We start from the raw sequence: 15459 nt of genomic DNA, 5'->3' as shown, positions 1-15459 counted from the left end.
GGATCCAAAAGAGTTAGTGTGTTTTCAAGGAGCGTGCGCAGTTGAAAAAGGGGTACATCAAGTTAATAGCAGCCATTGTGCTTGGTGCTGCTATTATCGGTGGTGGGATCTATGGGGTGTATACACTCTTATCATCCAATACAACGACAATTTTATATCGATCAACCGTTGACGATAAAATCAACGCCATACGACCTTATATTGTTGCATTAGATGCATATAACTCATACAGTGTAGCCTATGCTAGCCAATTACAGCCAACTCTTGAAGAGTTGCGCAATGGGTCTCATAATACGACGATTACCTTACCTAAATATAAGGAACTTAAAGCTGCATTAGAGGTAGCAAAACAAGATAGTTCTACGCCCTACGAAGATGTAAACCAAGCAACAAATGATGTCCTCGTAGTACTTGATCAAATTATTCCTATTGCTGATCAGTTGCAATCTTACTATGTGGAACGTCGTTATGAAAAGGATAATTATAAAGGTAGCGATGAGCTAGCAGCTCAATATGTACCTTTAGCAGAACAGTTCTACGCTACATACAATGCATTAGACTTAGCTTTAGATAATCGTAATAATGAGCTTTATAACGAACGCATGACTGAGTATCAGGGAGAAAAACGGGAAAATGCGGTTAACTTTATAGAGATAAATCTCATAACAGCACAAACTATTGACCTTATTGATCCAGATGGGAATACAGACACCCAAAAGGTAGAATCAAACTTACAACAAATTACACAACGCCTCAATAAATTACAACCTGGTACTACACCAGAAGTACAAAATGCGGTAAGAGAGTATCAAGACTCAGTAAAAGAATTTGTTGCAGAGGCACGCAACTACATTATTATCAACTCATCTTATGGCGAAGCTTATACGCAATTATTTACCAAGTATAATAAAATGATTGGCAAGGCCAATGCAGTTAACATGGCAGACTTAGATGTAACAGAAAAAAAATAATATTTAGATAACACAAAGGACTAGCCCATGCGAGCTAGTCCTTTTATTTTTATGTAAGCAACAAACTTTATTCCCTTTTCAAGTCTTTCGTAATGATGTAATATTCGCTTGGCGAAATCTTAAGCCCCTTTATATAGCTTTTACAAATCATATTAATTTTTGGATATCCTAAGAATAATGATGCACTATCATCTAACAATATTTCTTGGGCTTTCACAATGGCATTATAACGTTGTGTATCATCTATAGTTGTTTCTGCCAAAGCAAGTAGTTCATCATATTTAGGATTACTAAAACCAGACACATTAGTTGGATTAGAACCATCAATATTTGTACCCCAATATTGTTTTAAGAACCATACAGGACTACCAGTGCTAGCAGTTGACACACTAGTTATTGCCAAGTCATATTCACCAGAACGTGTTACCTTATCAACTACACTAGAATCAACAATCTCTACATTAACATCTATACCAATTTTTTTATAATCAACCTGCAATGCTTCTGCATATAAGATAACCTCAGGTCTAGATGTGTAGGTATAGAAGTTAAGTCGTAATTTCTTACCATCCTTATCTACATAACCATCTCCATCAGTATCTATCCATCCAGACTGTGCCAACAAAGATTTTGCACGTTCTACATTATATGTTTCAGGAATTTTAATGTCATTATATCCATAATTTAAACTTGGTGGCAACGGAGTTCTCCCTGCTACAAAAGTATCTTTAAATAGTTTTTTTGCATAATTCTCACGATCTGCCCCCGCCACTAAAGCACGTCTTACATTAATATCATTCAAGTATCCATTGTGGTTCATACGAACCATAACAACACGCAATGAAGGAGTTTCTTCAATGATATAGTCATTACTATCTTTAAATAATCCATACTCACCGGCAGCAATATTAACGGCCATATCAATATCGCCAGCTTGTAATGCCATGGCACGAGTATTCACATCATTAATAGAGTCCACAACTACATGTTTAAACCCAACATCACCGTCCCAATAATTTTCATTTCTATCTAACTCAATACGATCTTTAGTAAAAGATATAGGCACATATGGACCCGTCGCAATAGGCCCCTCTTTACTAAAATCACGTCCATCACGTTCTGATTGAACGTCTACAATCAAGAATAAAGGATCACCTAATAATCCAGGCAAATTGGGATATACCTTATCAGTACGAATAGTTAAAGTCTGTCCATTTGCTTCCATTAAGTCATAAGAAAAAAAGGATTTTGCACGTTTACTCTTTTGAAATGCACGTTCAAGCGATTCCTTAACAGCTTGTGCCGTAACCTTACGTCCATTAGAAAACTTGACCTTATCATTAATAACAAAAGTCCAAGTCTTATAATCATCTCCTACTGACCAAGAAGAAGCAATCCATGGTTGTGGTTTCATAGAGTCATCAAATCTAACAAGATTCTCCCCTATACCATATCGCACAATTCCCCAACTAAAGTAATTCTCAGTAGGTTCTAAAGTCTCTGCATAAGACATAGCTCCTACTTTTAATGTGTCCTTATTGGTGTCTTTTCCACATCCAGAAAATATTAGAGTACCCGCCAATAGAATACACATCCCCAATAATGAATACTTTTTTAACCTCATGTCAACCTCCAACTATATGTTTAATTTCTCCAAAAAATATTGATATATAAATATATTAATACTAAATACTATAATCTATAGTATTTATCCTTACAAATGAGAACTATTTATAGAATCATAGCCAACTTGAATCGTTAAGTTTTCAAAATACTTATTAAATAAAGTATTAAAGGTACAAAAAGGGCTATTACATAATATATAGCTTTACTGCTTTATGTAATAGCCCCAATAGTAGCATAAGTACTAGTTAATTAGATTCTATTATTTACGTTTCAAATCTTTTGTAATAATGTAATATTCAGACGGTGTTATCTTGATACCATCAATATGTTTATTACCTACAATATTAATTTTAGGATACCCAAGGAATAATGCTACAGCGTTATCTAACATCAGTTGTTGGGCATTGATAACAGCATTACGACGCACCACTGGGTCGCTACTGCTTTCACCAAGAGCCAACAATTCATCGAAACGAGGATTAGAGAAGCCAGAGCCATTAGTTTCAACGCCTGTACCCCAATATTGTTTCAAGAACCATACTGGTTGACCCGTATTAGCGGTTACAACACTGGAGATAATCATATCATAATCACCAGATTGAGATAATGTGTCGATAACCGCATAATCTACGATTTTAATTCGTAAATCTACACCGATTTTTTTGTAGTCCGCTTGCAATGCTTCCGCATATAATGGCAATTCAGGACGAGTTGTATAGGCATAAAAATCAAGTACGAGGTTTTCACCATCTTTATCGACAATGCCATCGCCATTCGTATCTTCATAGCCTTCACGTTTTAATAATTCTTTAGCGCGCTCTACATTATATTTATTAGGATCGCGCAATTGGTTAAAGCCATAATCGATGGATGGTGGCAATGGAGCCTTACCAGCTACGAACGTATCTTTCATGAGATTTTTCGCATAAGACTCGCGGTCTGCCGCTGCAATGAGGGCTGCACGAAGATTTGGATTTCGTAGTTTCCCCTTTTGCCCCATACGAACAAATACGTCACGCAATGAAGACATTTCATAGATTGTGAAGTTCTTATCATTTTGGAAGATACTATATTCACCAGGTCCAATGCTAATAGCCATATCTACATCACCAGATTGTAATGCCATAGCACGCGTATTCGCATCATTAATGGAAGGGATCTCAACCTTGGCAAAGCCTGCTTTACCATCCCAGTAATTATCATTACGTTTTAGTTCAGCACGCTCTTTTGTGAAAGAGGATACTACATATGGACCAGTACCAATAGGACCTTCCTTTGCAATATCACGACCATTCGCCTCTGCTGTCACATCCATAATCAAAAACAATGGATCTCCTAACAAGTTGGGCAAATTATAATATTCCTTGTCAGTCTTGATGGTCAACTCCTGACCGTTAGCAGTAATTTCTGTATAGTTAAAGAACGTTTTTGCTCGTTTACTTTTAGCAAAAGTTCGTTCTAAAGATGCTTTTACCGCCTCAGCTGTCAAACTATTACCATTTGAGAATTTAACTTTATCATTGATGGTGAAAGTCCATGTTAACTTGTCATCACCTTGCTTCCAAGAGGTGGCAAGCCAAGGCGTTGCTTTCATTTGATCATCAAACTTGATAAGCGTTTCACCTATACCAAATCGTACAACGGCCCAACTAAAATAATTTTCCGTTGGTTCTAATGTGCCAGCAAAACTAATAGCCCCTACCTTTAATACATCATTAGATGAAGCAGAATCTTGATTCATACAACCAATAGTCCCGAGCATAGTCACACCAAGGGTCATACCTATTAGTAAAGCCTTGCGTAATCCTTTCATTTATACACCTAACCTTTCTACACACATTAACTATCTATTTATGCTCAGATACTCACTATGTTTTGTATTAACATAATCTAGTAAATATAACCTGCTTTTACAATAGTTAATATAGAGAGAATCTATGTACATCACTTCATATGAGCACATCTTATTATACCCATAGGGGTATATTTCATACAGTCAACTATACTATAGATTAGGTGTTAACACAATGTATAATTTGAGAAACATTTCAATATATCTATTAAAAAATTTCATATCTTAACTATACATAAAAAAATAGCAGTTAGTCTTGAAACTAACTGCTATTTTAAGTTTACCTATCCGCTCTAAGCCTCTACGTTTCAAAGCTATACTTTTAAAAGTTTTAAAACAAGCTCTCTAAGCTTCTAATGCAGCCTCATCCAAGGTAAGTGGCTTATGATCTTGACCAATTTCAAAGATGGAGCTCAATAAAACCTTTGTATATGGATGTTTTGCATCCGCCAAGTGGAAAGCATCTAGTTCTTCAACGATAGCACCTTTGTACATTACGACCACCTTGTGGCACATCGTACGAATAAAGGCAATATCATGAGCAATAAATAGGTATGTTAAATTTTTCTTTTTTTGTAAACGCGCCAAAAGGTACGCAATGGAGTCTTGTACGGATACATCTAGAGCACTAGTAGCCTCGTCTAATACGAGGATTTCGGGCTCTAAAACGATAGCACGAGCAATGGCAACACGTTGGCGTTGACCACCAGACATTTCATGAGGATAGCGATGCATAAACTCGCGAGATAAATCTACCATTTCCAGGTAGTCACCTGCGATTTGCTCTTCTTTTCCCTTTTCAAGAAGACCAAAATTATAAAGTGGCTCAAGAATGATATCTTTAACCTTCATACGTGGGTTAAAAGCTGCAGATGGATCTTGGAATACCATTTGAATCTTTTTACGATATTCTTTCGTTTGTTCAGAATTCATATGTTGAATCTCTACACCATCTACATAAATCTCGCCTTCCGTAATAGGAAGCATTTTCATGATCATACGAACCAATGTTGTTTTCCCAGAGCCAGATTCCCCTACAATCCCAAGGGACTGACCTTTTTCGAGAGTTATATTAATATCCTTACATGCTTCAAGCTCACCACCAGTAGGAAGTGGGAATCGTTTATATACATTCTTAATTTCTACTGCATAATTAGTCAATGTAACGACCTCCTCCCAATGTTGGCACAGCGTCTTTTAATTGTTTTGTATATTCATTAGATGGATTTTCCAAAATATCTTGCGGAGTACCAGCATCTACAACACGGCCCTTTTTCATAACAATGATATAATCGGACATATACGCTGCTACACCAAGGTTATGCGTAACCATTACAATTGCTGAATTATGCTCTTTAGCTAGTTCAAGCATTTGCATAACCACTTGAGATTGTGTTGTTACATCCAGAGCAGATGTAGGTTCATCACCAATGAGTAATGCTGGGTCCAAAGCTAATGCCATGGCAATACCCACACGTTGGCGTTGACCACCAGATAACTCATGAGGATAACGGCGCAAGATATCTGCACAATTAGGTAAGGCTACGGATTCCAATAACTCAATGGCTCGTCGATCACATTCATCATTGGAGATTTCAATATGAGATGTAAACAACTCTCTAAACTGTTTACCAATGCGAACAATAGGATCCAATGCACTACCACTATCTTGGAAAATCATGGCTATGTCTTTGCCACGTATGGATCTCCATTCAGACTTAGATAGGGTACGAAGGTCATGACCATTAAAGAGCATTGTACCCTCTGTTACCTCACCACCTACAGGCAATAAACCCATGAGGGCCCGGATCACGGTAGTTTTACCGGATCCGGACTCACCTACGATGGTTAATACCTTACCGCGTTCCAAGGTAAAGTTCACATCCATAACAGCAGGCACACCTTGGTACGCAATGTTAAGGTTTTCTACAGTTAGTATGTTTTCTGCCATTATAGCTCCTCACTATTTTGTAATTTTGTTAGTAATCCAGTAGTAATCACTTGGGTACATTACAGCACCTTTCAAGTAAGAACCTGTAACGATATTAGTTTTAGGGTAACCTAAGAATAATGCAGCGCCATCATTCATCAACAATTGTTGAATTTGGATTGCATAATCACGACGTTTTGCTGGGTCGAATTCAGTTTCAGCTGCATCTAACAATTGGTCAACTTGTGGATTGGAGTAACCAGAACCATTTTGAGGGTTGGAACCATTGTTATTAGTGTGCCAGTAGTTAGCCAAGAACCAGATTGGATCGCCTGTATTAGCTGTTACGATATTGGAGATAAGCATATCATAGTCGCCTTCTTGACCCATTTTATCGATCAAGTTATAGTCAACTGTTTTGATTTTCATATCGATGCCAACCTTTTTAAGGTCTGCTTGAACAGCCTCTGCATAAAGTGGTAATTCTGCACGAGAGTTATATACTACGAAGTTGAATGTTAATGGTTTGCCATCTTTATCAAGGATGCCATCGCCATCTGTATCTTTCCAGCCATCTTCTGCTAACAATTGTTTAGCGCGTTCAGGATTATATGCATTTGGATCTTTCAAGTCTTTGAAACCATAGTCCATGGATGGTGGAATTGGAGCGGAACCAGGAATGAATGTACCTTTTAACAATACATCAGCATAGTTTTTACGGTCTGTTGCAGAGATAACTGCAGCACGAACTTTGTCATCCCCAAGAATACCTTTTTGATTAATACGGGCCAATACGACACGAAGAGATGCGATTTCATCTACTTTGAATTTATCATTGCCTTGGAATAAACCAATTTCACCAGGACCGATGTTAACAGCCATATCTACGTCGCCAGATTGTAAGCTCAAAGCACGCGTATTAGGGTCATCGATGGAAGGAATTTCTACAGTTTTAAATGGTACTGTACCATCCCAGTAGTTTTCGTTCGCAGCCATTTCAGCACGTTCTTTAGTGAAGGATTTAACTACATATGGGCCTGTACCGATAGGACCTTCCTTCGCAAAGTTACGGCCATCTTTTTCAGCTTGAACGTCAACGATTAGGAACAACGGATCCGCTAAAAGGCCAGGCATATTAGGATATTCTTTTGTTGTATGAATAACTAATTGTTGACCATTAGCTTCCATAGAGTCATATTCGAAGAATGTTTTCGCACGATTAGACTTTGCAAAAGCACGTTCAATAGACGCCTTTACAGCTGCTGCATCAACTTTTTTACCATTGGAGAATTTCACCTTATCATTGATTGTGAAAGTCCACGTTTTATGGTCTGGGGATACTTCCCATTTAGATGCAATCCATGGTTGAGGTTTCATTTGTTCGTCAAACTTAGCCAATGTTTCACCTACACCATAGCGCATTACAACCCATGCGAAGAAGTTTTCTGTAGGTTCTAATGTGGATGCGAAGTTAGTAACGCCTACTTTTAATACATCTTTGTTAGCAGCACCATTATTATCAGACCCACAACCAGCTATGAAGGAACCCATCATTACAATACTAAGACCTGCTAATAGGGCCTTTTTCCAAGATTTTTTCATGTAAAATCTCCTTTTACAACTACATGTAAAACATAAAAACATTTAACATCATCACTATCTAAAATAGTTGTGATGGAAAAACCATAATTTCTTACCAGTCATAATGAAACTTTCACTAGATAAAGATTCAAATTTATGAAGGTAAAAACAATTTTATCCTTGATTTTTTGGATCCACTACATCTCGTAAGGAGTCAGACCAAAGATTAAAAATAGCAACCACGATAAGGATGGACATACCAGGGAATGCCATGAGCCATGGACTCGTTTGCAAGTACTGGCGACCCTCGTTAAGCATAAGACCCCATTCTGGAGTCGGTGGCTGAGCACCAAAGCCAAGGAAGGATAAACCTGCTACCTCAATCATGATAGCCCCGATATCTAATGCACCTGTTGTAATAACGAGAGGCATAATATTAGGAATGATATGACGTCTGATGATGGCCGTCGTAGATGCGCCCATCATAACAGCAGCCGTTACATATTCCTCACCGCGCACCTTGAGCGTCATAGAACGTACAATACGAGCATATTTTGCCCAACCTACAACAGATAAGGCTAAAATCGTATTTACAATGCTACCACCTAGAATACCAGCAATAGCAATAGCCAATACGATACCAGGGAATGATAACATGATGTCTGCTAAACGCATAAGAACCATTTCAACTTTACCGCCAAAATAGCCTGCTATAGCACCGATGATAGTACCAATGCTCACCATGATAACGACGATGGATACGCCCATGAACAAGGATAATTGAGTACCATAAATGATACGAGATAATACATCACGTCCTAATTTATCTGTACCAAACCAATGTTGGCTGCTTGGTGCTTGCAATGCCTGACTTATATTTGAGGTGAAAGCATCACCTGGTGCAAGCCAGGGTGCAAAGATAGCGATGAGGACAATGATAATCATCAACCCACTATAGAAAGAGAACAATTTATGTTTTTGAATAAATTCTGCCATTATGCTCTCTCCCTTTTCAATCTAGGGTCTAATAAGATATATGATGCATCAACCAATGCATTAATACACATATATGCTAAAGCAACCCACAACACAAAACCTTCAATCAATGGATAATCGCGCATGGTAATGGCATAAATTGCCATATTCCCAAGTCCCGGCCAAGAGAATACCATTTCTACGACTGCCACACCACCTAGTAACCAACCAATAAGAACACCAAGAATAGTGATGAGTGGTAACACAGCATTAGGTAAAATATGACCGAATAAAATTTTCATCTCACTCACACCGCGAGCACGAGCGCCAATAACATAATCCTTTTGCATTTCCTCAAGGATAACGAGCCGTACTTGACGCATGTATTTAGACCCAACAACAACCGCCAAAGTAATGGCTGGCAAAATAACACCAGACGCGGTCACGCGAGAGGATGCAATCGGTACAAGGCCTAATTTAAGACCGAAGATGTAAATCAGTACAAGACCTAACCAGAATGTTGGCATAGATACACCTACAAACGATAATGATCTTAATACATAGTCAACCCACTTATTACGATTTAAGGCACTTATGATCCCTGCCGGCAATGCGTAAAGCAGTGTAAAGACCAAAGCCGTCCCAGCCAACATCAATGTACCAGGTAACGCCTCCAACATACGATCTACTACTGGCTTTTTAGCAGAATAACTCATCCCTAAATCACCTTGTGCCGCATTGACGACCCAGTTTGCATACTGCACTACAAACGGTTTATCTAACCCAAGCTGAGCTCGAGTTTCATCGATAAGTTCCTGAGATACGATAGTATCTGCCGTTTCAAGTAGCATCGTTACCGGGTCACCTGGTGCTAAATAGGTGAGACAAAATGTCAAAAATGTAATGCCAAACAAGGTAACAATAAATTGCCCCAATTGTTTGACAAAGCGTTTGCCCATAGGCGCCTCCTAAACTCTCTAAACACTAACAACAATTCAAATGACAAACTAATGATACTAGCTTTTTTATATAGCGGTGAAGCTTAAAAGCTAGGGAACGAAAAAAGGCTAGTCGCCCGACTAACCTAAATTAAGCACGGTATATGCATACCATGCCTTTAGAGCAGGCTTTCTGACTCTGATTCATTGCAACATTTCGGCCTTCCCAGTTTCCCAGTGACCCTATAATGAAACCTTGCTCCTCATTACAGCTATTTGCATAGTATAGGTTTTTCACCCATTTTCCTCTTTTACGCTCGGTAAACACCGACACTCACTAGTTTATTCACTTTTATCGATTATAAATATACTATATTAATACTTTGTTTACAATACATATACCCCTTACGGGTATATGTGTATCTTATTATTTCAATATTATTTTTATACTAACAAAAACAATTGATTAGTGATTAAATTCACAATACTGTATAAATTTATATAAATTAACTTATATAAATAATTTTTTATTATATTTACTGTATATAACTGTATATATATTAATTTTAATAATAACAAAGTAATGTAAAACTTTATCATAAAATCTTTTTATGCACAGCAAAAATTTGATTAATAATAAAAATGCTCTTTAAGTTTTTTCAAATTAGGCACTTAGGCACTCATGAATTATAAGTCTAATTTATGATTATCATAAAAAAGAGGCTATTACCAAGTAATAGCCTCTATAAGACGAGATGTATTTAGTTAATCAATACTTTGTTGTAAGCGATGCGCTCTGCGTGTATCCCACGCTTTACGCAAAACATAAATCACCAAACCAATGCTTACTGCCACTGCACTACCTACCATAGCATCAAAGCCACATGCGTAGATTGCATATAGACAATAAAGAACGCCTATACCGAACAAGTAATTAGAGCGTTTAATACGACTTTCAGCTACGCCAGCCATACGCATCATTGTAGGTACTGCCAAGATGCACAATACATACGGTACTACGTTAGTTACAACCGCTAAGTTTACTAGGATTTCAAACTGCTCACGCAAGGATTCGCTTGCAGTGAACAATGTAAGTAATGTTTCAACAGCGAGTAAAATCAATACGCCACGAACAGGAGCATCTTTGCTATTTACACGAGCGAATATTTTAGGGAAGTAACCATGTTCCGCTGCACTTTTGAATACGCGGGACAATGTGAATTGCCAGCAAAGTAAAGCGCCAAAGCAAGAAATAACCATAGCAGCCATAACGATGTTCGCAATAGTATCATTGAACATGTATACAAATGTCAAACCGAATGGTGCGTTAGAATTCAATAAGTCAACGTTCGGCACAATACCTGCCATAACGTTTGTGGACAAGATATAAACCACTGCCACTGCTAATGTACCTGCTACTGTAGCGATAGGTACGTTTTTCTTTGGATTCTCAACAGCATCAGCATTAGCCGCTGCGGACTCAAATCCTAGGAAGCCCCATAAAGTTAGGGAAATAGATTGTTTTACCGCATCATAAAGCGGAAGATCATTTGGGTTCCATGCCGCCCAATAGATAGATGGATCAAACCAATACCAGCCGATTGTACCGATTAATAAAACCGGAACAATAGAACCCCAAATAGTCATGTTGCTGAGTCGACCTGTGAAACGATTCCCTCTGAAGTTTAGAATCGCTGCAAACCACAAGAGCACAATTGTTACCTGACTTGTTTGTGTCGCATTGAGGTCAACACCAAAGAAAGCTGCGCCATAACCTACGGCAGATACCGCGATGGCGATATTAGCAATGATGAGAGATATGCTGTAAGCATAGCTCGCCATAAAATGTCCAGTTTTACCGAAGCGATGTTCTGCATAACCGCCCATGCCCCCTTGTTTTTGGGAGAACATACCCGCTTGAGCAAAAATATACGCTAGTAAAAGCGCACCCACAGCTGTCACGAGCCAAGATAAAACTGAAATAGTACCAACTTGAGCCAAATTAGTTGGTAACATAATGATCCCAGCTCCTAGCATATTGGCTGCTACCATTGTGGTTAGCTGGAATACAGACATTTTTTTAGCGGTGGTTTTCATGTATCAATCCCCTTTCACTAAGGTGAATTTTTTCTCGTCCATAATTCACTTAAAATATATATACCGCTAAGTAAATTCAGTTCGTGCTGTGATGGGCTTGAATGTGAATTTACCGTTTTTATTCTTATTACGAGTTAAATAATAACACCTATGAAACCAAAATAAAAGTACTTTATTGGCGGACAAGGCATATTACACGAATTGAATAAATCATAGGTAATTTATCATCAAAATCGAACAGAACTCATTTTAATCGTGGCAAAGTATATTTTTACCCCATTTTATTCTGTATATAGATGTAATTTTTCCTATCTATCACGGTTATAGTGTCCTAGTACAAGACTATTATTCTCTCACAGTCCACTATACATGTACATGTAAATACATCATTTTAATAGTGGATTATCAATTAGAATTTTGGGCTTTATAGGTATCGTCTAGCTTTTAAATAAAAAATCGATATACATATAAGTATAATGGGCAATATTAGACCCTTAATGAAATCCTTATATGTATATCAATCTTATTTTTCCAGATTTTATTGATAACTATTCTTTATTTTTATCTACTGCTTATTCCGCACTAAGCTCTACTCTTGTACAGATTCAACGATTGCTTTCCATTCAGCAATTTGTTTTTCCTCAGCAGCGATAATAATTTTACCATTATTACGTTGTCGTTCCACACATTCTGGAGCCGTACCAGAATAGTTATTACGACCTGCAACGCAAGCTTCGATGGAGATAGCGTCAAGAATATCTGCATCAAAATGGTTGGAAATAGCTTTGAAGTCCTCTACGGATAGATCAAGGAGTACACAGCCTTTTTCGATGCAATGATGCACTGCATTACCTACAATTTCATGAGCTTCACGGAATGGGACACCTTTCTTCGCAAGATAATCTGCCATATCCGTAGCATTAGAGAAGTCGTCATCAAGGACTGCTTTCATATGAGCCCCATTGACCTTCATACCACGAATCATAGCCGCATTAATGGACAATGCGAAGTGTACTGTATCAATAGCATCGAAGATACCTTCTTTATCCTCTTGCATATCCTTGTTGTATGTAAGTGGTAATCCTTTCAACGTTGTTAGAAGGCCTAACAAGTGACCATAGGTACGGCCTGTTTTACCACGAACCAGTTCACAAACGTCAGGATTTTTCTTTTGAGGCATGATACTAGAACCTGTGCAGTGAGCATCATCAAGTTCAATAAAATTAAACTCATTGGTAGACCACAAGATCAATTCTTCGCTAAGGCGACTCAAGTGCATCATCACTAGAGATGCAAAGGACAAGAATTCAACTACGTAGTCACGGTCAGATACGGCATCCATACTATTTTCGTAAATACGGGAGAAACCTAAGAGCTTTTGCGTATACGTTTGATCAATGCCGTATGTAGAACCTGCTAACGCACCTGCACCAAGTGGCATGATGTCCGCATGTTTGAATACCATCAACAAACGATCAAAGTCTCGTTCTAGCATGGAGAAATAGGCCATCATATGATGACCAAACAATACAGGTTGAGCACGTTGTAAATGCGTATAGCCAGGCATGATAACGTCACTATATTTTTCAGCTGTTTCAATGAGAGCTTTCTGCATATCTACAATGAGTTCGCCTATTTCCACAACAGCTTTACGCACATACATATGCAAATCTACTGCACACTGATCATTACGACTGCGGCCGGTATGCAAACGCCCACCTGCTTCACCGATATCATCAGTAAGGCGTTTTTCAATATTCATATGAATATCTTCAAGAGCCACGGAGAACGGGAACTCTCCTTTATCAATCTGATCTTTAATCTTCGTTAAACCTGCTAAAATAGCATCTCGATCTGCGTCGGAGATAATATGTTGTTTTGCCAGCATAGTCGCATGTGCCTTGCTGCCTGCAATATCTTCGGCGTACATCCGCGCATCAAAAGCGATAGAGGATGTAAAATCCTCTACCGCTTTATCAGTGCCTTTTGTGAAACGCCCGCCCCACAATTTAGCCATTATTTACCTGCTTTCTCTTTCATCAATGCATTAATTTTGAGAGGTAAACCGAACAAGTTGATGAAACCTTCTGCATCAGATTGATCGTATACGTCATCTTCTTCGAATGTTACGAAATCTTCGCTGTACAAAGAATATGGAGAAGTACTACCTGCAGAAATGATATTTCCTTTGTACAATTTAAGTTTTACTTCACCTGTTACAGTTTTTTGAGTTTCGTCAACAAACGCTTGTAACGCGTTCATCAATGGTGCAAACCACATGCCATCATATACGAGTTCAGCGTATTTGTTAGCAATGAGTTCTTTGTAGTGGTATGTAGCTCTGTCGAGGCAAAGGTATTCAAGTTCTCTGTGAGCATACATGATGATAGAGCCACCCGGGTTTTCATAAACACCACGGGATTTCATACCTACCAATCTATTTTCGACGATATCTACAACGCCTACACCATAGTGTGCACCGATTTCGTTGAGTTTTTCTAATATTTGTAATGGAGTACCTTCTTGACCATCTACAGCTACAGGTACACCTTCTTTGAAGGATACAGTTACATAACCAGCTTCATCTGGAGCTTGTTCAGGAGTATGTGTTACCAAGTACACATCATCTTTAGGCGCATTTGCTGGATTTTCAAGATCGCCGCCTTCATGGGACAAATGCCATACGTTTTGGTCCATAGAATATGGGTGAGATTTTGTAGCTACAACTGGAATATCGTGTTTAGCAGCATATTCCATGCAATCTGTTCTAGATTTCAAATCCCATTCTCTCCAAGGAGCAATGATTTTCATGTTAGGAGCTAATGCTTTGATAGTCAACTCAAAACGAACTTGGTCATTACCTTTACCAGTCGCACCGTGAGCGATTGCATCAGCGCCTTCTTTTTTTGCAATATCTACAAGGATTTTACCGATTAAAGGTCTCGCGAAGGATGTACCTAATAAATATTTGCCTTCATAAACTGCACCAGCTTTTACTGTTGGCCATACATAATCTTTTACAAACTCTTCCTTAGCGTCAACGATGTACGCTTTAGATGCGCCAGATTTGATTGCTTTTTTCTCAACTGCATCATAATCCTCAGGTTGGCCCAAGTCTACACACACAGCAATAACTTCAGCGCCATAATTTTCTTTTAACCAAGGAATGATAACAGAAGTATCTAAGCCACCAGAATATGCGAGTACTACTTTATTTGCTTTACCCATGATAACACCTCATAAACCACTATCTATTTAAACTCATATAATCAATACAATATCAGATAATTGTGAAAGCACCGTGGTATCTTCTATCACCGACAGGCATTTTCTCCTTCTGACAAAAAATAGTATACACCTGTATAATTATAAATGCAAGCATTATTTTTATTCATTTTAATAATATATTTCGAAACCGAACTAAAAAACATAAAAAGCTATATCGAGTAATCTAAAATCAGATATAGCTTAATTTCTTACTACGAAATA

11 protein-coding genes and 1 riboswitch are annotated in these 15459 nt (G+C 38.1%); of the genes, 1 reads left to right on the top strand and 10 read right to left on the bottom strand.

Annotated elements, in window-relative coordinates:
• Window positions 1-41: 41 nt before the first annotated feature.
• Window positions 42-971 carry a DUF3829 domain-containing protein gene (locus DW000_RS08580; protein WP_004695044.1) on the top strand — a complete coding sequence of 310 codons (930 nt, stop codon included), beginning with the start codon at window positions 42-44 and terminating at the stop codon, window positions 969-971.
• Window positions 972-1038: 67 nt separating this feature from the next.
• Here the strand turns inward: DW000_RS08580 and DW000_RS08575 are convergent, their stop codons facing one another.
• The 10 genes from DW000_RS08575 to DW000_RS08530 all read right to left on the bottom strand — a co-directional run bounded on the left by DW000_RS08575 (window position 1039) and on the right by DW000_RS08530 (window position 15198).
• Window positions 1039-2595: an ABC transporter substrate-binding protein gene (locus tag DW000_RS08575; RefSeq protein ID WP_120056043.1), complete on the bottom strand. Its 1557-nt coding sequence runs from the start codon at window positions 2593-2595 to the stop codon at window positions 1039-1041.
• Between the two features lie 261 nt (window positions 2596-2856).
• Complete coding sequence (locus DW000_RS08570) at window positions 2857-4410, bottom strand: ABC transporter substrate-binding protein (protein ID WP_120056041.1); 1554 nt, start codon at window positions 4408-4410, stop codon at window positions 2857-2859.
• Window positions 4411-4794: 384 nt separating this feature from the next.
• Window positions 4795-5610 (bottom strand): dipeptide/oligopeptide/nickel ABC transporter ATP-binding protein, encoded by an 816-nt coding sequence (locus tag DW000_RS08565; protein ID WP_120056039.1) that lies wholly within the window; start codon window positions 5608-5610, stop codon window positions 4795-4797.
• Entirely contained in the window at window positions 5603-6400 is a 798-nt protein-coding gene (locus DW000_RS08560) for an ABC transporter ATP-binding protein (RefSeq protein WP_024061595.1), read from the bottom strand. Before DW000_RS08560 ends, DW000_RS08565 begins: the two co-directional genes overlap by 8 nt.
• 12 nt (window positions 6401-6412) lie before the next feature.
• Window positions 6413-7981: an ABC transporter substrate-binding protein gene (locus DW000_RS08555; RefSeq protein WP_024061596.1), complete on the bottom strand. Its 1569-nt coding sequence runs from the start codon at window positions 7979-7981 to the stop codon at window positions 6413-6415.
• Between the two features lie 153 nt (window positions 7982-8134).
• The gene (nikC, locus tag DW000_RS08550; RefSeq protein ID WP_004695039.1) at window positions 8135-8956 is read right to left on the bottom strand and encodes a nickel transporter permease; all 822 of its coding nucleotides are present in this window, start codon (window positions 8954-8956) and stop codon (window positions 8135-8137) included.
• Window positions 8956-9894, bottom strand: a complete 939-nt coding sequence (gene nikB, locus DW000_RS08545; protein ID WP_120056037.1) for a nickel ABC transporter permease — start codon at window positions 9892-9894, stop codon at window positions 8956-8958. The genes nikC and nikB overlap by 1 nt, the downstream gene beginning before the upstream one ends.
• A 144-nt stretch (window positions 9895-10038) precedes the next feature.
• Window positions 10039-10226, bottom strand: a riboswitch (cobalamin riboswitch).
• 412 nt (window positions 10227-10638) lie between these two features.
• Complete coding sequence (gene potE, locus DW000_RS08540) at window positions 10639-11970, bottom strand: putrescine-ornithine antiporter (protein WP_004697529.1); 1332 nt, start codon at window positions 11968-11970, stop codon at window positions 10639-10641.
• A gap of 589 nt (window positions 11971-12559) precedes the next feature.
• Window positions 12560-13987, bottom strand: a complete 1428-nt coding sequence (gene argH / locus DW000_RS08535) for an argininosuccinate lyase (protein ID WP_120056035.1) — start codon at window positions 13985-13987, stop codon at window positions 12560-12562.
• The gene (locus DW000_RS08530; RefSeq protein WP_120056033.1) at window positions 13987-15198 is read right to left on the bottom strand and encodes an argininosuccinate synthase; all 1212 of its coding nucleotides are present in this window, start codon (window positions 15196-15198) and stop codon (window positions 13987-13989) included. Before DW000_RS08530 ends, argH begins: the two co-directional genes overlap by 1 nt.
• Window positions 15199-15459 lie beyond the last annotated feature (261 nt).

The organism is Veillonella sp. AF36-20BH, from assembly GCF_003602765.1.
In the GTDB taxonomy this organism is placed as follows: domain Bacteria; phylum Bacillota; class Negativicutes; order Veillonellales; family Veillonellaceae; genus Veillonella; species Veillonella hominis.
Note: the sequence above shows the minus strand (reverse complement) of the source record. Positions and strands in the feature narration are given on the sequence as shown.

Coding starts and splice junctions, on each gene's coding strand:
- DW000_RS08530 (WP_120056033.1), bottom strand. CDS start 15,198: ATGGGTAAAGCAAATAAAGTAGTACTCGCATATTCTGGTGGCTTAGAT.
- argH (WP_120056035.1), bottom strand. CDS start 13,987: ATGGCTAAATTGTGGGGCGGGCGTTTCACAAAAGGCACTGATAAAGCG.
- nikB (WP_120056037.1), bottom strand. CDS start 9,894: ATGGGCAAACGCTTTGTCAAACAATTGGGGCAATTTATTGTTACCTTG.
- nikC (WP_004695039.1), bottom strand. CDS start 8,956: ATGGCAGAATTTATTCAAAAACATAAATTGTTCTCTTTCTATAGTGGG.
- DW000_RS08560 (WP_024061595.1), bottom strand. CDS start 6,400: ATGGCAGAAAACATACTAACTGTAGAAAACCTTAACATTGCGTACCAA.
- DW000_RS08575 (WP_120056043.1), bottom strand. CDS start 2,595: ATGAGGTTAAAAAAGTATTCATTATTGGGGATGTGTATTCTATTGGCG.
- potE (WP_004697529.1), bottom strand. CDS start 11,970: ATGAAAACCACCGCTAAAAAAATGTCTGTATTCCAGCTAACCACAATG.
- DW000_RS08555 (WP_024061596.1), bottom strand. CDS start 7,981: ATGAAAAAATCTTGGAAAAAGGCCCTATTAGCAGGTCTTAGTATTGTA.
- DW000_RS08570 (WP_120056041.1), bottom strand. CDS start 4,410: ATGAAAGGATTACGCAAGGCTTTACTAATAGGTATGACCCTTGGTGTG.